Source organism: Micromonospora sp. AMSO1212t (assembly GCF_008868145.1).
GTDB classification, from domain to species: Bacteria; Actinomycetota; Actinomycetes; order Mycobacteriales; family Micromonosporaceae; genus Micromonospora; species Micromonospora tulbaghiae.
Genome location: NZ_WBKS01000065.1, coordinates 1 through 18,008, shown reverse-complemented (window position 1 = coordinate 18,008; position 18,008 = coordinate 1). Strand labels below are relative to the sequence as shown.

The 18,008-nt window shown below is 73.4% G+C and carries 15 protein-coding genes and 1 pseudogene; 10 read left to right on the top strand and 6 right to left on the bottom strand.

Going from position 1 to position 18,008, the window contains the following annotated elements; translation table 11 throughout:
* Window positions 1-28 precede the first annotated feature (28 nt).
* From F8279_RS17515 to F8279_RS17505, 3 genes are read right to left on the bottom strand one after another with little or no spacing between them, the layout of a single operon-like run.
* Window positions 29-376 carry a DUF779 domain-containing protein gene (locus tag F8279_RS17515; RefSeq protein ID WP_091418641.1) on the bottom strand — a complete coding sequence of 116 codons (348 nt, stop codon included), beginning with the start codon at window positions 374-376 and terminating at the stop codon, window positions 29-31.
* On the bottom strand, window positions 376-1,881 hold the full coding sequence (gene adh, locus F8279_RS17510) for an aldehyde dehydrogenase (protein ID WP_091418644.1): 1,506 nt from the start codon (window positions 1,879-1,881) through the stop codon (window positions 376-378). The genes F8279_RS17515 and adh overlap by 1 nt, the downstream gene beginning before the upstream one ends.
* Window positions 1,882-1,921: 40 nt before the next feature.
* A complete protein-coding gene (locus F8279_RS17505; protein ID WP_151500503.1) occupies window positions 1,922-3,202 on the bottom strand; it encodes a transcriptional regulator in 1,281 nt (426 codons plus the stop codon).
* A gap of 237 nt (window positions 3,203-3,439) precedes the next feature.
* Here F8279_RS17505 and F8279_RS17500 point away from each other — a divergent pair, with 237 nt between their 5' ends.
* The 6 genes from F8279_RS17500 (at window position 3,440) to F8279_RS17475 (ending at window position 9,867) form a co-directional block, all read left to right on the top strand.
* Window positions 3,440-4,105: a response regulator transcription factor gene (locus F8279_RS17500; RefSeq protein WP_091418650.1), complete on the top strand. Its 666-nt coding sequence runs from the start codon at window positions 3,440-3,442 to the stop codon at window positions 4,103-4,105.
* Complete coding sequence (locus tag F8279_RS17495; protein WP_151500502.1) at window positions 4,102-5,154, top strand: HAMP domain-containing sensor histidine kinase; 1,053 nt, start codon at window positions 4,102-4,104, stop codon at window positions 5,152-5,154. The genes F8279_RS17500 and F8279_RS17495 overlap by 4 nt, the downstream gene beginning before the upstream one ends.
* 116 nt (window positions 5,155-5,270) lie before the next feature.
* Window positions 5,271-7,370, top strand: a complete 2,100-nt coding sequence (locus tag F8279_RS17490; RefSeq protein WP_151500501.1) for a pyridoxal-phosphate dependent enzyme — start codon at window positions 5,271-5,273, stop codon at window positions 7,368-7,370.
* Entirely contained in the window at window positions 7,367-8,500 is a 1,134-nt protein-coding gene (locus F8279_RS17485) for a D-alanine--D-alanine ligase family protein (RefSeq protein WP_151500500.1), read from the top strand. The genes F8279_RS17490 and F8279_RS17485 overlap by 4 nt, the downstream gene beginning before the upstream one ends.
* Window positions 8,497-9,132 carry a M15 family metallopeptidase gene (locus tag F8279_RS17480; RefSeq protein WP_091418659.1) on the top strand — a complete coding sequence of 212 codons (636 nt, stop codon included), beginning with the start codon at window positions 8,497-8,499 and terminating at the stop codon, window positions 9,130-9,132. The genes F8279_RS17485 and F8279_RS17480 overlap by 4 nt, the downstream gene beginning before the upstream one ends.
* A 75-nt stretch (window positions 9,133-9,207) precedes the next feature.
* Window positions 9,208-9,867 (top strand): hypothetical protein, encoded by a 660-nt coding sequence (locus F8279_RS17475; protein WP_151500499.1) that lies wholly within the window; start codon window positions 9,208-9,210, stop codon window positions 9,865-9,867.
* A 67-nt stretch (window positions 9,868-9,934) separates the two neighbouring features.
* Here F8279_RS17475 and gabT read toward each other — a convergent pair whose 3' ends face one another.
* Both gabT and F8279_RS17465 read right to left on the bottom strand, forming a co-directional pair.
* A complete protein-coding gene (gene gabT / locus F8279_RS17470; RefSeq protein ID WP_225853315.1) occupies window positions 9,935-11,206 on the bottom strand; it encodes a 4-aminobutyrate--2-oxoglutarate transaminase in 1,272 nt (423 codons plus the stop codon).
* 5 nt (window positions 11,207-11,211) lie between these two features.
* The gene (locus F8279_RS17465) at window positions 11,212-12,648 is read right to left on the bottom strand and encodes a gamma-aminobutyraldehyde dehydrogenase (protein ID WP_151500498.1); all 1,437 of its coding nucleotides are present in this window, start codon (window positions 12,646-12,648) and stop codon (window positions 11,212-11,214) included.
* Window positions 12,649-12,790: 142 nt separating this feature from the next.
* On the opposite strand from F8279_RS17465, the gene F8279_RS17460 reads away from it, so the two are divergent.
* Window positions 12,791-14,230, top strand: a complete 1,440-nt coding sequence (locus F8279_RS17460) for an aldehyde dehydrogenase family protein (protein WP_151500497.1) — start codon at window positions 12,791-12,793, stop codon at window positions 14,228-14,230.
* Window positions 14,231-14,245: 15 nt separating this feature from the next.
* Here F8279_RS17460 and F8279_RS17455 read toward each other — a convergent pair whose 3' ends face one another.
* Entirely contained in the window at window positions 14,246-15,478 is a 1,233-nt protein-coding gene (locus F8279_RS17455) for a YwqJ-related putative deaminase (protein ID WP_225853314.1), read from the bottom strand.
* An 81-nt stretch (window positions 15,479-15,559) separates the two neighbouring features.
* Between F8279_RS17455 and F8279_RS17450 the strand changes: the two genes are divergently transcribed.
* The 3 genes and pseudogenes from F8279_RS17450 to F8279_RS17440 form a co-directional block, all read left to right on the top strand.
* On the top strand, window positions 15,560-15,973 hold the full coding sequence (locus F8279_RS17450; RefSeq protein ID WP_151500495.1) for a YbaB/EbfC family nucleoid-associated protein: 414 nt from the start codon (window positions 15,560-15,562) through the stop codon (window positions 15,971-15,973).
* A gap of 3 nt (window positions 15,974-15,976) precedes the next feature.
* Window positions 15,977-16,333, top strand: a complete 357-nt coding sequence (locus F8279_RS17445; RefSeq protein WP_091418675.1) for a hypothetical protein — start codon at window positions 15,977-15,979, stop codon at window positions 16,331-16,333.
* A 24-nt stretch (window positions 16,334-16,357) separates the two neighbouring features.
* Window positions 16,358-18,008, top strand: a pseudogene (locus F8279_RS17440) (hypothetical protein); the annotation flags it as partial.

The following is an 18,008-nucleotide window of genomic DNA, read 5'->3' as shown; positions in this document are numbered from 1 at the left end:
GTCCACGAGCTGCAAGATCTCGGACAGATCAGCGGTTCAGGTGGGACCGGATGAGGAAGCGGACGCCCTCCGGGGCCTCCAGGGAGAAGCCGCTGCCCCGGCCGGGCACCACGTCCACCGTGAGCCGGGTGTGCTGCCACAGGTCCCACTGGGCCTTCGACATCCAGAACTCCACCGGCTCGGGCACCCCGTCGACCGCCAGCGAGGCGAGGAGCACGTCCGAGCCGCCGGTGCGGAACTCACCGGCCGGGTAGCACATCGGGGCACTGCCGTCACAGCAGCCGCCGGACTGGTGGAACATGAGTGGGCCGTGCTGCCCCCGCAGCGACCGGATCAGGTCGGCCGCCGCGGGGGTCAGGGTCACCGGGGCACCCATCAGAAGAAGCCGAGCTTCTTCGGCGAGTAGCTGACCAGCAGGTTCTTGGTCTGCTGGTAGTGCTCCAGCATCATCTTGTGGTTCTCCCGGCCGATGCCGGACTGCTTGTAGCCGCCGAACGCGGCGTGCGCCGGGTACGCGTGGTAGCAGTTCGTCCACACCCGGCCGGCCTGGATCGCCCGCCCGGCCCGGTACGCGGTGTTGAGGTCCCGGGTCCACACGCCGGCGCCGAGCCCGTACAGCGTGTCGTTGGCGATCTTCACGGCGTCGTCCAGGTCGGCGAAGGAGGTCACGGACACCACCGGACCGAAGATCTCCTCCTGGAAGATCCGCATCGAGTTGTCGCCCTCGAAGATGGTCGGCTGGACGTAGTAGCCGCCGGACAGTTCGCCGCCCAGGTCGGCCCGCTCACCGCCGGTCAGGACGCGAGCGCCCTCCTGCCGCCCGATGTCCAGGTAGGACAGGATCTTCTCCAGCTGGTCGTTGGAGGCCTGCGCGCCGACCATCGTGTCGGTGTCCAGCGGGTGCCCCTGCTTGATCTGCTGCGTCCGGGCGACGGCGGCGGCCAGGAAGTCGGAGTAGTGGCCCTGCTGGATGAGCGCCCGCGACGGGCAGGTGCACACCTCGCCCTGGTTGAGCGCGAACATGGTGAAGCCTTCGAGCGCCTTGTCCAGGAAGTCGTCGGAGGCGGCGCTGACGTCGTCGAAGAAGAGGTTCGGGCTCTTGCCGCCCAGCTCCAGCGTGACCGGCCTGATGTTCTCACTGGCGTACTGCATGATCAGCCGCCCGGTGGTGGTCTCGCCGGTGAACGCCACCTTCGCCACCCGCGGCGATGAGGCGAGCGGCTTGCCCGCCTCGACGCCGAAGCCGTTCACCACGTTGAGCACGCCGGGCGGCAGCAGGTCGCCGATCAGCGAGAGCAGGTAGTGGATCGAGGCGGGCGTCTGCTCGGCCGGCTTGAGCACCACCGCGTTGCCGGCGGCGAGCGCCGGGGCGAGCTTCCACACCGCCATGAGGATGGGGAAGTTCCACGGGATGATCTGCCCGACCACACCCAGCGGCTCGTGGAAGTGGTATGCGACGGTGTCGTCGTCGAGCTCGCCGAGCGAGCCCTCCTGCGCCCGGATCGCCCCGGCGAAGTAGCGGAAGTGGTCGATCGCGAGCGGGATGTCGGCGGCGAGCGTCTCGCGTACCGGCTTGCCGTTCTCCCACGTCTCGGCGATCGCCAGGGACTCCAGGTTGTCCTGCATGCGGTCGGCGATCCGGTTGAGGATCAGCGACCGCTCGGCGACCGACGTGCGGCCCCACGCGTCGGCCGCGCCGTGCGCCGCGTCCAGCGCCTTCTCCACGTCCTCGGCGGTGCCGCGGGCCACCTCGCAGAAGGTCTGCCCGGTCACCGGGGTCGGGTTCTCGAAGTACTTCCCACCGTGCGGCTTCACGTACTCGCCGCCGATGTAGTGGTCGTAGCGGGACTGCCAGTGGGTGGGGGCGTCGTAGCGCGTCATGGGTACCTCCGCCGTCCGTCTGGGGTGGATGGCGGGCAGGCTAGTTTCCGCGACGTTGCAGGAACGTTGCGCGCGGCAGCGCGTACTCCTCGGCGAGCTGACGGGCCCGCGCGGCAGCGAGCGGCCGGCGCGGCGCGCCCGGCGGCAGAGACCGGGCCAGGGCCTGCCAGGCGGCGAGGTCGTCGGCCCCGGCCGCAGTCGCGGTCCAGGCCGCGAGCAGCCCCGGGTCGGTGCCGGCCAGCACCGCGGCGCGCAGCTGGCCGTCGACCAGACGGCGCAGCCGGGCCACTCCCGGCGCGTCCGACCCGGGCAGCAGGGGCCCACGGTACGCGCGCAGCGCCGCCGCCGGATCGCCACGTTCGAGCAGTTCGGTGACGGTACGGAAGTCGGCGCGCACGGCCGGGCGCAGCCGGTACGGGCGGGAGTCGAGCAGTTCCTCGCCGAGCACGCGGCGCAGCCGGGACAGTTCGGCGCGCAGCGTGACCGGGTGCCGCCTGTCGTCGCCGTAGAGGTCGAGGCCGAGCTGTTCTCCGGTGCGCCCTTCGGGATGGTCGACCAGCAGCACCAGCAGCTCACTGTGGCGGCGGCCGAGCCGGATGCGCCGGCCGCCGACGCGCAGCTCCGCCTCGTCGCGCCCGAGGGCCGACACGTACGCCACGTCCGGCGCGGCGGGCGCGACCCCGGCCAGGAACGCCTCGGCGGCCCGGGCGGTGGCCCGGACCAGGGCGAGGCTCTGCGGGTTGGCCAGATGGTCCCCGCCGGTGATGTCGACGGCGCCGAGCAGCGCGCCGCTGGCCGGGTCGTGGATCGGCGCGGCGGCGCAGGTCCAGCGCTGCACCGGCCGGACGAAGTGCTCGGTGGCGAAGATCTGCACGCCGTGGTCGACGGCGAGGGCGGTGCCGGGCGCGTTGGTGCCGGCGTGCGCCTCGTCCCACCGGGCGCCGGGCACGAAGTTCATCCGCTCGGCGTGCCGCAGCACCCCGGGGTGGCCCTCCACCCAGAGCAGCCGGCCGGCGGCGTCGCAGACCGCCATCAGGTGCGCGCCGTCCTGCGCGATGCCGCCGAGCAGGTCGCGGAACAGCGGCATCACCCGGGTGAGCGGGTGCGCGGCGCGGTAGGTCTCCAGCGCGTCGTCGGCGAGGTCGACCGGCGCGGTGGCCTCCGGGTCGAGCAGCGCGGACCGCTCCCAGGAACGGGCGACCACGTCCCGGACGCCGCCGGTGGCGCCCCTGGTCAGGAACGCCTCGTGGGCGGCACCGACCTGCGCGATCCGTTCCGCCGGATCCGCGCCGAACTCCAGGGCGAGCCACGGGTCAGCCACCAGCGCCTCCTTCCACCCATCGTGACCCACCTCACGCCTGAGCGCCAATGCGTGATCCGGGTCACTTCAGCAGTGCTCGCGCCGCCCGAGGACCGGACGAACGGCCCATCCGGTCCTACGCCGGTTGTCGCAGCGTGGCCCGCGTGGAGGATGGCTGCTGCGGACGCTTACAGAACCCTTAACTCCGGCCTGCGAAGGTGTGCCGGACGACGAGGGAAGACACGGGGGAGCGGAACGGTGCGGGTGCTGGTGGCGGACGACGAGCGGCTCTTGGCGGACACGGTCGCGGAGGGGTTGCGACGGTTCTCCATGGCTGTGGACGTCTGCTACGACGGCGACGGCGCGCTGGAACGGATCGGGGTCAACCGGTACGACGTGGCGGTGCTGGACCGGGACATGCCCGGCGCCACCGGCGACGAGGTGTGCCGCAGCCTGGCCGGATCCGACGCCGGAACCCGGGTGCTGCTGCTCACCGCGGCCGCCGGCATCCGGGACCGGGTCGCCGGCCTCGGGCTGGGCGCCGACGACTACCTGACCAAGCCGTTCGCGTTCGCCGAGCTGGTGGCGCGGGTCCAGGCGCTGGGTCGCCGCTCCACCCCGGCCCTGCCGCCGGTGCTGGAGCGGCACGGCGTCGTGCTCGACGTGGCCCGGCACACCGCGACCCGGGACGGCAGCCCGCTCGGACTCAGCCCGAAGGAGTTCGCCGTCCTGCACGTGCTGATGCGGGCCGGCGGCCGGGTGGTCAGCGCCGAGGAGCTGCTCGAACAGGCGTGGGACGAGTTCGCCGACCCGTTCACCAACGCGGTCCGGGTGACGGTGATGACCCTGCGCAAGAAGCTCGGCCAGCCGTCGGTCATCCACACCGTGCCGAAGGCCGGCTACCGGATCGGCGAGCCGGAGTGAGCCCTCGCCGCCGCATCCTGCTGGTCGGGGTGCTCGCCCTGCTCGCCGGGTTCTTCGTGCCCCGCATGGTCAAGTCACTGCTCGAACTGGTGTGGGGGCAGGCCCAGTGGTTCTGCGGCCTGGCCACGATCGGCGCGGTGTGCGAGCCGGGCCGTCCGTTCGTGCCGCTGCTGCCGCTGCTGACCGAGTTGCTGGTGCTGGTGGCCGCCGGATTCGCGGTGTGGGGCGCGGCCCGCTGGTGCCTGCGCCCGGTGCACGACCTGGCCGCCCCGATGGCGAACCTGGGGCCGCAGAACCTCGGCTACCGGATCCGCCGTGGCGGCCGGGACGAGCTGGCCCGGCTCTCCCGCGCGATCGACGACATGCTGGACCGGGTCACCGCCGGATACGAGGGGCAGCGGCGGTTCGCCGCGAACGCCTCGCACGAACTGCGTACGCCGCTCGCGGTGCAGCGCACCCTGATCGAGGTCGGCATGGCCCAGTCACTCACCGGCGAGCAACTGGAACTGCTGACCGCGCAACTGCTCGCCACGAACGAACGCAACGAGCGGCTGATCGAAGGGCTGCTCGCGCTCAGCGAGAGCGACCAGGGCCTGCGGTCCTCCACCCCGCAACGCCTCGAACAGATCGTCACCGGCGTGCTGGCCGCGTACGCCGACCGGGCCGCCGAGGCCGGCGTGACTGTGGAGAGCCGGCTGTCGCCCCGGATCGTGACCGGCGAGCGGGTGCTGCTGGAACGCCTGGTCACGAACCTGGTGGAGAACGGCATCAAGTACAACCGCGAGGGCGGCCGGCTCACCGTCAACGTCGGCGGTGACCCCGCGCTGACGGTCACCAACAGCGGGCAGAGCGTCCCCGCCGAGGCGGTCGACGGGCTGTTCGAGCCGTTCCGGCGGCTCGCCCGGGACCGGACCAACCAGGGCGGCGGCGCCGGGCTCGGCCTGGCCATCGCCCGCTCCATCACCCAGGCGCACGGCGGCGTCATCGCCGCGCGTCCGGGCGAGGACGGCGGCCTGCGGGTCGACGTCCACCTGCCCTCCGTGGGCTGACATCTCACACACGACCTCCGGGAGCCGCGTCGCGGCGTCCCGCGATGACACCTGCCCGAGAACGGGACCGGGGCGGCACCGCCGCCCGCCCCGAAGACGGCCGAGAGGAGACCACCGTGCCGACCCGCACCGAGGGGAACGCGCCGTCCGACGGCCGGGTGGTCTGGGCCGACGTGGCCAAGGGCGCCTGCATCCTGCTCGTGGTGCTCTGGCACGTCGTCGTCAAGGACTACCTGCGCATCGACTGGCGGGCCGGCCTGCCGGTGCCCGGTGCGTGGGGACTGCTCGGTGAGCAGTTGCTGCCGCTGCGGATGCCGTTGTTCTTCGCGATCTCCGGCGTCTTCGCGGCTAACGCGGTGGCCAGGCCGTGGCGGGTGTCCGGGCGGCCCCGGATCGCCCGGAACCTCTACCTCTACGCGGTCTGGCTGCTGATCCACACCGCGCTGCTGGCGCTGGCGCCGAACTTCCCGACCGACCGGGCCACCGGCCCCGGCGAGCTGCTGGCCCAGCTCACCGTGACGCCCTCGAACCTGTGGTACCTGTACGCGCTGGCGCTCTACTTCGTGCTCGCGAAAGCGCTGAACCGGGTGCACCCGGCGGTGCTGCTGACGGCCGCGGGCGCGCTGTCCGCGGTGGCGGCCACCGGGCTGCTGGACAGTCCCGGCAACCGGGGACAGGTCTACCAGAACCTGGTGTTCTTCCTGGCCGGTGTGCACCTGCGGCCGTACCTGGTTCGGTGGGCGGACGGCGCGAGCACCCGGCGGCTCGCCGGCGCCGGTGCCGCGTACGCGATCGGGCTGGCCGTCATGGCGTCCGCCGGTGCGCAGAGGTGGCCCGGCGTGTACCTGCTCGTCTCGGTGGTCGCGGTGGCGTTCGGGCTGACCGCCGCCGCCCGGCTGGCCCGGCACCGCCTGGCCGGTCCGGCACTGGCCCGGCTAGGCCGCCGCACGCTTCCCGTCTACGTGATCCACATGCCGGTGCTGGCGCTGCTGGACCGGCTGCTCGCCGCACCGGTGGCCGGGCTGGGCGGTCCGGCCCGGGCGCTGCTCCTGACCGTCTACCCGGTCCTGCTCACCGTGCTCGTACTGGCACTGAGCCTCGCCGCGCACCGCGGCCTCACCGCGCTCGGCGCGCGCTGGCTGTTCGACCTGCCGCGCCGCCGCGCCCACCCGAATCCCGAAGGAGAGACCATGTCCCGAATCGACGCGCCGGCGCCGCCGGACCGAACACATGTCGAGGAGGCCGCCCGCGTGCTGTCCGGCCGGGTGGTGCGTACCCCCGTGCTGCACAGCCCGGCGATCGACCGCCTGGCCGGCGCCCGGATCCTGCTCAAGGCGGAGAACCTCCAGGACGGCGGCTCGTACAAGATGCGCGGCGCGATGCTGGCGGTGGGCCGGCTCGCCGCCGCCGGGCACACCGGCGTGGTCGCGCAGAGCACCGGCAACCACGCGGTCGCGGTGGCGCTCGCCGCGCGCCGGCACGGTGTCGCCGCCACTGTCGTGCTGCCGGTGGACGCCGCGCCGGTCAAGGTGGACCGGGCACGGGCGGCCGGGGCGCGGGTGGTGCGGGCCGGCACCACGGTCGAGGAGCGCCTCGCCGTCGCCCGGCGGATCGCCGAGGTGGAGGGCCACCCGCTCGTCGACGCGTACGACCACCCGGACGTGGTGGCCGGGCAGGGCAGCGCGAGCCTGGAACTGATCGAGGAGGCGGCGCGGCGCGGCACTCCGCTGGACGCGCTCGTGTTGCCGGTGGGCGGGGGTGGCGGCATCGCCGGCGCCTGCCTGGCCGCGGCCGGAACCCCGATCGAGGTGTACGGCGTGGAGCCGGTCGGGTGCGACTCGCTGGCGCGCAGCCTGGCCGCCGGACGCCCCACGCCCGTCGCGCCGGCACCGAGCCTGGCCGACGGGCTGCGTCCCGGCTGCGTCGGCGACCTGCCGTTCGCGGTGGCCCGGGACGCGGTGCGGGGGGTGGTCCGGGTCGACGACGACGCGATCGTCGAGGCGTTCCGGCTGCTCCTGCTGGAGCTGAAGGTGCTCGTCGAGCCGTCCGGCGCGGCCGGGCTGGCCGGCGCGCTGCGGCTGGGCGAGGTCGCGCCCCGGCCTTCGGGTGGTGGGCGGCGAAAGACGGTCGGCGTGGTGCTGACCGGCGGAAACGTGGAAGCGGAGCTGGTGGCCCGGCTGGCGGGCGACCGGATGACGGCGGGAGTGGCGGCATGAGGGCGACAGTGCGGATCGGTGTCCTGTTCGGAGGCCCGTCGGCGGAACACGAGGTCTCCTGCGCCTCGGCGCTCGGCGTGGCCCGCGCCCTGGCGGAGCAGGGGCACCGGGTGGTGGCGCTCGGCATCACCCGTACCGGCGGGATCCGGCTGCTGCCGGAGCCGGTGCTCGCGCAGCACCTCGGCACGGTGGCGGCCGGACGGGCGATCGACGACCGGCTGCCGGTCACCGGCGAAGCGGTGGAGCTGCGGCGTGGAACGGCCGCCGGCACTGTCGCGGTCAGCGCGGCCGACGCCCCGGCCACCGTGCACGCCGAGCTGGACGTGGTGTTCCCGGTGCTGCACGGCCCGTACGGCGAGGACGGCGTGGTGCAGGGGCTGCTGGAATCGCTCGGTGTGCCGTACGTCGGGTGCGGCATCCTCGCCTCCGCCGTCGGCATGGACAAGGTGGCGATGAAGCGGGCGCTGCGTGCCGAGGGCGTGCCGACCACGCCGTACGTCTGGTTCGACGAACCGACCTGGCGGGCCGCGGACGATCCGGAGAAGCTGGTGGTCGGGCTGCGCGGGCCGCTGTTCGTCAAGCCCGCCCGGATGGGCTCCTCGATCGGCATCTCCCGGGTCGCCGACGGCGACGACCTGGTGGCGGCCGTGGAGGAGGCGTTCCGGCACGACCACGTGGTGCTCGTCGAGCAGGGCGTGACCGGCCGGGAGCTGGAGTGCGGCGTGCTCGGCGGCTGGCAGCCGGAGGCGGCGGCGGTCGGCGAGGTCCGGGTCGCGGGCGGCTGGTTCGACTACCGGCAGAAGTACTTCGGCGACGCCGACCCGATGATCGTCCCGGCGCCGCTGCCGGGCGAGGTCACCGAGCGGATCCGCGAGCTGTCGGTGCGGGCGTTCACCGCGATCGGCGGCTGGGGCCTCGCCCGGGTCGACTTCCTCTACGACGAGGTCACCGGGGACCTGTTCGTCAACGAGCTGAACACGCTGCCCGGCTTCACCGCGCACTCGATGTACCCGAAGGTGTGGGCCGAGTCGGGCGTCGCGTACCCCGAGGTGGTGGACCGGCTCGTCGCGCTCGCCTTCACCCGGCACGGGGCCCGGCCGTCCACCGCACACCCCGGGGGGACGCCGTGATCCTGCTCTCCGACCCCCGGGTGGCAGCGGTGTCCAGCCGGGACGACGGTGAACCCCTGGTGGACCTGCGCGAGGTACCCGGGCTGCGGGTGGACGGGCGGGCCGCCGATCCCGCCGGGGCGTACGCCCGGGTGCGGCGCGGTGTCGCGGACCGGTTGCTGGCAGCGCAGCGCGCGCTGCCGGCCGGGCTGCGCCTGCTCGTGGTCGAGGGCTACCGGCCGTACCGGGCGCAGCTGGACATCTTCACCGGCTACCGGGACGAGCTGCGGCGGCGCCACCCGGACTGGCCGGCGGACCGGCTGCACCGGGAGACCACCAAGTTCGTCTCGCCGGTCGAGGTGGCCCCGCACAGCACCGGCGGAGCAGTCGACCTCACCCTGTGTGATGCCGACGGGGTGGAACTGGACATGGGTACCGCGCTCGACGCCACCCCGGAGGAGAGCGCCGACGCCTGCTTCACCGCCGCACGACACATTCCGGTCAGCGCGTGGCGCAACCGGAACGTGCTGGTGGCGGCGTTGAGCGGCGCGGGGATGGTGAACTACCCGACGGAGTGGTGGCACTGGTCCTACGGCGACAGGTACTGGGCGCTGATGACCGGGGTGTCACACACCCGCTACGGTCCGTTGTAGTTCACGGGTCCGGGTGAACGGTCCGGCTCTCCCGTCCGTACCACGCGTCGAACGACAGCGACGACGGGAGAGAACGTGAGGGTGCAGCGTAAGCACGTGCTGGCGGCCACGGTGGCGGTGACCGCCACGGTGGCGGTCTCGGTGGGCACCGGACTGGGTTTCGCGGACACCGCGCCGGCCGCGCGGTCGGTCTGCGCCGGGTCGGTGACCTTCTCGGCCGAGGGCGGGCCACCGGCCGCGACCAGCGACCGGTTCCCGGTGGGCACCCGGCTGCGGGTGACGAACCTGGACAACCGCAAGGTGGCCACGGTGACCGTGACCGGGCCGTCCGGGAGCTGCGTGCTGCTGAACGCCGCCGCCATGGACCTGGTACGCGAGCCGGGCAAGAACGTCATCCGCCGCAACGTGGTGGAACGCCTCGACGGCGCCGACGCCCCGGCACCGGGCGCGCAGCCGGGTGAGACCCGCCCGGGCGCGGCGCAGCCGATCGGCGGCAGCGTCTGCTCCGGCGCGCTCACGTTCTTCGCCGAGGGCGGGGCGCCGGCCGCCACCAGCGGCCAGTTCCCGCTCGGCACCCGGTTGCGGGTGACGAACCTGGACAACAACAAGGCGGTGACGGTAACCGTCACCGGGCCGTCGGGCAGTTGCGTGCTGCTCAACACCGCCGCCATGGACGCGATCCGGGAACCCGGCAAGAACCTGGTCCGGCGCAACACCGTCGAGCTGATCCGCTGATCCTCCGGGCGGAACACCATGGGCCGGTCCTGGGGGAGATCGGGCCCATGGTGTTCCACGTCCGGGGTCAGCCGAAGGCGGCCGCCAGGATGTCCAGGCCCCGGCCCAGCTCGTCGTCCGAGATGACGAGCGGAGGCAGGAAGCGCAGCACATTGCCGTAGGTGCCGCAGGTCAGCGTGAGCAGCCCGGCCGCGTGGCAGGCCGCCGAGACCGCTGCCGTGGCGGCCGGGTCCGGGGTCAGCGTGCCGGGCTGCACGATCTCCACGGCGAGCATCGCGCCTCGGCCGCGTACCTCGGCCACGCGCGGGTCACCGGCGGCGATCGCGCGCAGCCGCTCGCCCATCACCGCGCCGATCCGGCGCGCGGCGGCGGCGAGGTCCAGCTCCCGCATCGTCTCCATCGCGGCGAGCGCGGCGGCGCAGGCAATCGGGTTGCCGCCGTACGTGCCGCCGAGGCCGCCGACGTGCACCGCGTCCATCAGCTCCGCCCGGCCGGTCACCGCCGCCAGCGGCAACCCTCCCGCGATGCCCTTGGCCAGCGTGATCAGATCCGGCTCGACGCCCTCGTGCTCGCAGGCGAACCAGTCGCCGGTGCGGCAGAAACCGGTCTGGATCTCGTCGGCGACGAACACCACCCCGGCCGCCGTCGCCCACTCACGCAGCGCCGGCAGGAACCCTTCGGCGGGTACGACGAAGCCGCCCTCGCCCTGGATCGGCTCGATCAGCAGCGCGGCCACGTTCTCCGCGCCCACCTGCTTCTCGATCATCTCGATCGACCGGGCCGCCGCGGCGGCGCCGTCCAGCCCGCCGTCGCGCAGCGGGTACGACATCGGCACCCGGTAGACCTCACCGGCGAACGGCCCGAACCGGTGCTTGTACGGCATGTTCTTCGCGGTCAGCGCCATGGTCAGGTTGGTCCGGCCGTGGTACGCGTGGTCGAACACCACCACCGCGGGCCGCCCGGTCGCGTGCCGGGCGATCTTCACCGCGTTCTCCACCGCCTCGGCGCCGGAGTTGAACAACGCCGAGCGCTTCTCGAAACCACCCGGGGTCAGCGCGTTGAGCTGCTCGCAGACCGCCACGTACGACTCGTACGGCGCGACCATGAAGCAGGTGTGGGTGAACCGTTCGACCTGCGCGCGTACCGCCTCGACCACGCGCGGCGCGGAGTTGCCCACGTTGGTGACGGCGATGCCGGCCGCGAAGTCGATCCACTCCCGGCCGTCCACGTCGGTGATCGTGCCGCCGCCCGCCCGGTCCACGTACGCGGGAATCGTGCTGCCGACGCCCCGCGCCACGGCCTCGACCCGGCGCTTGTGCAACTCCTCGCTGGTGGCCATCGGGATCAGCCTTCGATGTTGTGCATGACGTGCTTGACCCGGGTGTAGTCCTCCAGGCTGTAGACCGACAGGTCCTTGCCGTGGCCGGAGTGCTTGAAGCCGCCGTGCGGCATCTCCGAGACGAACGGGATGTGCGTGTTCACCCAGACGCAGCCGAAGTCCAGCCGGCGGGTCATCCGCATGGCCCGGCCGTGGTCGCGCGTCCACACCGAGGCGGACAGGCCGTAGTCCACACCGTTGGCCCAGCGCACCGCCTCGTCCTCGTCGGAGAAACGCTGCACGGTGATGACCGGCCCGAACACCTCGTCCTGGATGATCTCGTCGGTCTGCCGTACGCCGGAGACCACAGTCGGGGCGTAGAAGAAGCCGCGCTCGCCGACCCGGGCCCCGCCGGTGGTGACGTTCGCGTGGTCCGGCAGGCGGTCCACGAAGCCGCTCACCCGGGCGAGCTGGTTGGCGTTGTTCAGCGGGCCGTAGAGCACGTCGGCGTCGTCCGGCGCGCCGGTGCGTGTGTTGCGGGCCTGCTCGGTGAGCGCGGCCACGAAGTCCTCGTGGATGCCCGGCCCGGTGAGCACCCGGGTCGCCGCCGTGCAGTCCTGGCCGGCGTTGAAGTAGCCGCCCATCGCGATCGCCTCGGCCGCCGCCGCCAGATCCGCGTCGTCGAAGATCACCACCGGGGCCTTGCCGCCCAGCTCCAGGTGGGTCCGCTTCAGGTCCGGCGCCGCCGCGGCGGCGACCTCCATGCCCGCGCGGGTCGAGCCGGTGATCGACACGAGCTGCGGGGTCGGGTGGGAGACCAGCGTACGGCCGGTGTCCCGGTCGCCGCAGAGCACGTTGAACACGCCCGGCGGCAGGTGCTCGGCGGCGATCTCGGCCAGCAGCAGCGTCGACACCGGCGTGGTGTCCGACGGCTTCAACACCACCGCGTTGCCGGCCGCCAGCGCCGGGGCGATCTTCCAGACCGCCATCATCAGCGGGTAGTTCCAGGGGGTCACCTGGGCGCAGACGCCGATCGGCTCCCGCCGCACGTACGAGGTGTGCCCGGCCATGTACTCGCCGGCCGAGCGCCCCTCCAGCAGGCGGGCCGCCCCGGCGAAGAAGCGCAGCTCGTCCACGGCCGGCGGCAGCTCCTCGTCGGCGGTGAGCTGCCGCGGCTTGCCGGTGTTGCGGACCTCCGCGTCGACCAGCTCGGCGGCCCGCGACTCCACCGCGTCGGCGAACTTCAGCAGCGCCCGCTGCCGCTCGGCCGGCGTGGTGTCCCGCCAGGTCTCGAACGCGGCGGCGGCGGCCTTCATGGCCGCGTCCACGTCCGCCGCGCCGGAGACCGGGGCCTGGGCGAAGACGTCGCCGGTGCACGGGTCGATCAGGTCGGCGTAGCCGCCGTCCACCGGGTCGACGTACTCGCCGTTGACGAAGTTGCGCAGCTGCTGCTGGTCGCTCATCAGAAGTCTCCGAGAGGGTGGCCGGGGAGAGGGTCAGCGGAGGTTATCGCAATCTGACTGCCATCTTGGCTACTAAATCCGAGGCAGACAAGGGTTTGAGCAACTGTTTCCGCGTGGGCGCCTGTGGTCTAGGCTGCCGGTCGTGGAGCCGAGAGCCTTCTACGTCGCCGGTCGCCCCGCCCACGGCGAGGACGAGCTGACAGTCACCCACCCGTACGACGGGCAGCCGGTGGGGCGTACCACGCTCGCCACGGCCGACCAGGTCGAAGCCGCCGTCGCGGGCGCCGCCCGGGTGGCCGCGGAGGCCGCGGCCCTGCCCGCGCACGCCCGCGCGGCCGCCCTGGACCACGTCTCCCGCCGGCTCGCCGAGCGGGCCGACGAGGTCGCCGCGCTGATCACCGCCGAGAACGGCAAACCCGTCAAGTGGGCGAAGGCCGAAGTCGGGCGCGCGATCTCCACGTTCCGCTGGGCCGCCGAGGAGGCCCGCCGCTTCTCCGGCGAACTGCAACGGCTCGACACCGACCCCGCCGCCACCGGGCGGATCGCCCTGATCCGGCGCGTGCCGCGCGGGCCGGTGCTCGGCATCACCCCGTTCAACTTCCCGCTCAACCTGGTCGCCCACAAGGTCGCCCCGGCGCTCGCCGTCGGCACCCCGATCGTGGTCAAGCCGGCCCCGGCGACACCGCTCACCGCGCTGCTGCTCGGCGAGATCCTGACCGAGACGGACCTGCCCGAGGGCATGTTCTCGGTGCTGCCGCTACCGAACGAGCGCGCCGCCGAACTCGTCACCGACCCCCGGCTGCCCGTGGTCTCGTTCACCGGCTCCGGGCCGGTCGGCGCGGCCATCCGCCGGGCCGCGCCGGACAAGCACGTCACGCTGGAACTCGGCGGCAACGCCGCGGCGGTGATCTGCGAGGACTGGGCGGCGGACGAGGACCTGACGTTCGCCGCGCACCGCATCGCCACGTTCTCCAACTACCAGGCCGGGCAGTCGTGCATCGCGGTGCAGCGGGTCTACGTGCACGAATGGCTCTACGACGGCTTCCTGCCCCGGCTCGTCGCGGCGGTGCAGGCGCTGCGCACCGGCGACCCGCGATCCGAACTGACCGACGTCGGCCCGCTGGTGTCGGTCGAGGCGGCGCAGCGCGTCGAGACCTGGGTGGACGATGCGGTCGCGGCCGGGGCAACCATCGAGGTCGGCGGCCGACGCGACGGCGCGACCTACCCGCCCACCGTGCTCAGCGGTGCGCCGGCCGACGCGAAGGTGTGCGCCGAGGAGGTGTTCGGGCCGGTGCTGGTGGTCGCCCCCGTCGCCGACGACCGGGCCGCGTTCGCCGCCGTCAACGACTCCGCGTACGGGCTCCAGGCAGGCGTCTTCACCCACCGGCTCGACGTGGCGTTCGACGCCGCCCGCACGCTCGAAGTGGGCGGCGTGATCGTCGGGGACGTGCCGTCGTACCGGGCCGACCAGATGCCGTACGGCGGCATGAAGGGCTCCGGCGTCGGGCGCGAAGGGCTGCGCAGCGCGATGGACGACTACACCGAGCCGCGTGTCACAGTGCTGACCGGCGTGGCCCTCTGATCACTCGCCCCCGGCTCACCAGGTGCCGTCGTCGCGGACCCGGGCGGGAGCGCGGCCGAGCAGCAGGGTGGTGAGGGCGGCGTCGATGTCGGCGCCGAGGAACCACTCGCCGGCCTGGTCGAGGGCGAAGATCCGGCCGTGCTCGTCGACCGCGAGGATGCTCTCCTGACGTTCGCTGCCGAGCGGGAAGAGGCGGGCGCCCAGGACGGCGGCGAAGTCGGCGAGAGAGTCGGCGGTGTGGGCGGCCCGCAGCGGATTGGTGGTGAACCGGCTGATCCAGACCTGCTCCCCGGGCCCGCGCCGTCGGCTCAGGACGGCCGGGAACGCGGTGAGCGCCGCCTCGGCGGCGGGGAAGGCCTCGTGCCGGTGATGCTGGCCCGCGATCTCCTTGGTCTCGGCCATCGCGCCCATCGCGAGCGCCTCGTTGAACATGCTGATCTGCCAGCCGCCGTCGACGAGGGCGTGAGCGACCTCGTCCGGGAAGCGCCCAGGATCGATGATCTCGCGCGGCTCCGGTCGCCATTCCTCCACGAAGGCGAGGTCGGACCACGGCAGCACCGCGAACCGCACCAGGAACCGGACGCACGAGTCGCAGGGAAGATCCGCTTGCCCGCCCAGGTGGTCGCCCGGCTCGCGGCTGCGATAGACCTCGATCCGGCTGGTGCCGAGCAGGTCGCGGGCGTCCTCGATGGACAGTGGGGGTAGGCCCTCGGCGGCCCGGCGGTGGTCGTGCTCGTACAGCGCGTCGGAGACGACGATCATCTCGGCGTGCCGCTCGCCGCCGCGTACCAGATGCCCTGCGGGCAGGTCGTCCAGATAGGACTGGACGAGCGGGTGGTGACGCACCTCGACGTCGCCCTTCGCGCCCTGCGCGACGTGCTGCCGGCCGTCGAGCGTGAGGTGCGCGGCCGCGCCGGGTGTGGGCAGGCGGGTCAGCTCTCGCAGCAACTGGGCGGCCGGATCGACGGTACGCGGAGCGCGGGGTTCGCCGGGCCGCTGCTGGCGGTACATCGCCTCGACCGCCGGCGCCGGAATCCGCGGCCAGGTGGACACCTCGCCGGTCTCCTTGTCGATGACAGTGGTCGGCAGGTCGCCGGGTAGCGCCCGGGCTTCGGTGGACACGGTGGACTGCACCACGTAGCCCAGATCGAACTCCTCGACCTCGGGCGTGCACGGAAAACCGAGGCGGTCGGAGTCGCGCCGGGCCCACACGGAGGCGATCTGCTCGGCCTGCTGTCGCTCGATCACCACCTGAAATTACCGGACCCCACGGATTTCGTGGCACCCGGTATGGTCGGCCCTACCCACGGTGACGGAAGGGGAGCGACGGTGGCCGAGAGTGCGGACCGGGATGCGAACCGTGCACTACGCGCGCGATTCGACGAGGTGTACGGCCAATACCAGCGCTTGCGGTCCGGTCTGGACGAACTCCAGACCAAGCTGGCCGAACTGCGGGTCACCGAACGCTCCGACGACGGCCAGGTGACCGCCGTCGTCGGCGCACGGGGCGAGCTGATCAGCGTCGAGGTGAGCCCGGCCGCGTTCCGTGACCGGGACGCCCGGGCGTTGAGCCGGAAGATCACCGAGACCGTGCTGCGCGCCTCCACCGCGGCGACCACCGCGACCCGCGAGCTGGTCTCCGGCTACCTGCCTCCGGGTTCGCCGTCGGTCGAGTTCCTGCGTACCCATGACTTCGGCGCGCTGCTCGGCCGGGCCGACTCCGTGCTGGCCCGCGGCGAGTGACAGGTGGCCGGGGGAGATATCTGGCTGGACCCGGACCGGGCCCGGCGCGGCGGCGCTGACCTGGCGCTGTCAGGGCGGGCGGTGAGCGCGGCCCGGCGGGAGACGGGCGAGCCGATCGCCGCCGCGAGCGCCCAGCGGCCATGGGGCCGGGACGACATCGGCGCCGCGTTCGACAAGCACTACCAGGGTTACGCCGAGACGCTGCTGCGTGCGTGGGAGCTCCTCGGCCGCTCGCTGGAGGTGCTCGGGTCGGACGTCGTCCGGTCGGTCACGGCCACTGTGGAGACAGATCTGAGCAACGCCCGTGACCTCGGGAAGATCCCGCAGCAAGGGCACAACCCCCATCGGCCCCGGCGCTGACCACCGGAGGACCCGCGCGTGAGCATGCTGCCCAGCCCGATCCCGCACCCGCTCGACTTCTGCCCGTGGGACCTGCCCGGCTGGATCTACGAGGCGCTCGACTGGGTGGTCGGCGTCGAATGGCCGGAGGGCAACGAGCGCACCGTCTGGGATCTGGCCGACCAGTGGTACGGCGTGGCAGGCGTCCTGACCCGTCCCCGCGACGACGCGGTCACCGCCGCCGGTGAGGTGAAGAGCGGGTACGGGGGAGTCGGCCTGGTCGCCGGCGCGTTCGACACGGCCTGGCACAAGCTCGCCGAAGGCGAGGACGCACCGCTGCACGTCCTGGTCGCGGCCACCGACGAGCTGGCGCGGCTGGTCGACTCCTGCGGCTGCGACATCGAGGGCGCGAAGCTCGAAGCCTGGATCGAGCTAGGCATCCTGGTCATCGAGTTGCTGTCCCTGGCGGTCGCCACAGTGCTCACCCTGGGCGCCGCCTCTCCGGCGGCGGCCGCCGCGATCACCGCGACGCGGGTCGTGGTGCAGCAGATCTTCAAGCGGCTGGTGGCCCAGCTCGCCCGCAAGGCGGTCAAGCAGGGCCTCAAGGAGGCGGGCGAACGGGCCGCGAAGGAGGTGGCCAAGTCCGGTGTCCGCACGCTGGCACGGCGGGCCGCGATCGGCGGGTTGCTGGAGGCCGGCCAGGAGGCCGGCACCAGCCTCGGCACGCAGGCGTACCAGAACTCCACCGGCCGGCGGGACGGCCTCGACCTGAGCGACGTGAGCACGTCGGCGCTCGGCGGATTCGCCGGCGGCGCGGTCGCGCCGCTGGCCGGGCTGGGCCGGCACGCCAACGGGCGGCTCGCGGAGATCGGCGAGCGGTTCGGGCGGGAGATGGCCGGGGAGACGCTCGCCGAGACCGCTGCCGGTCTGGCGACCGGCCAAGGCCCGTCGCTGGAGGATCTGGCGCGCGCGGCTGCCTCCGGCGCCACCGGGTCCGCCACCAACCAGACGGACTCAGCACTGCAACGCCGCCTCGGCGGGCAGCTGAGCGGGTTGACTGTGTCGCCGGTCGGCCTGGACCCGCCGGTCGCCGCCGATCCCGTCGGGCCGATCCCGGCCCAGCGGGTCGCCGAGCCGATCGTCCAGAGCGGCGACACGATCGCGGGTTCCGTTCCCGCGACACCCACGCACGTCGCGCCCCAAGCCGCGGGCCCGCACCCGCTCGCCGTGGACCTGCCCCGCCCGGCGCCGGATCCCACGACGACGCCGTCGATCGGCGATGTCGTCCCGCACGACGTGGCACGTCCGGCGGTCGCCACGAGCCCCACGTTGTCGTCGATGATCACGGACGTGCCCGTCGCCGCGCCCTCGTCGACCGCGCCCGGAGTCCACAGCGGCGCGGGTCCGGTGGCGACGCCGATCGACCACCCCACGCCGTCCTCGACCAACCCCATTCAGGCGGCAGCCGCACCGGCGACACTGCCTGCACCGCCTGCCGACCACCCGCAGGTCGTGGCGTCACCAACGACCGAGCGCGCCGCCCCCATCAGCAACGGAGGTCAGGCGGGGCCGCCTCCGGTCTCACCGGTCAGCCCTCAGCCGGGGCCGCATCCGGGAGCGCCGGCCGTCGGGCCCGAGCCCCGACCGGGGCCGAATCCCCGTTTCCCGCTGCTGGAGTCCTTGGCCCCGCCTGACC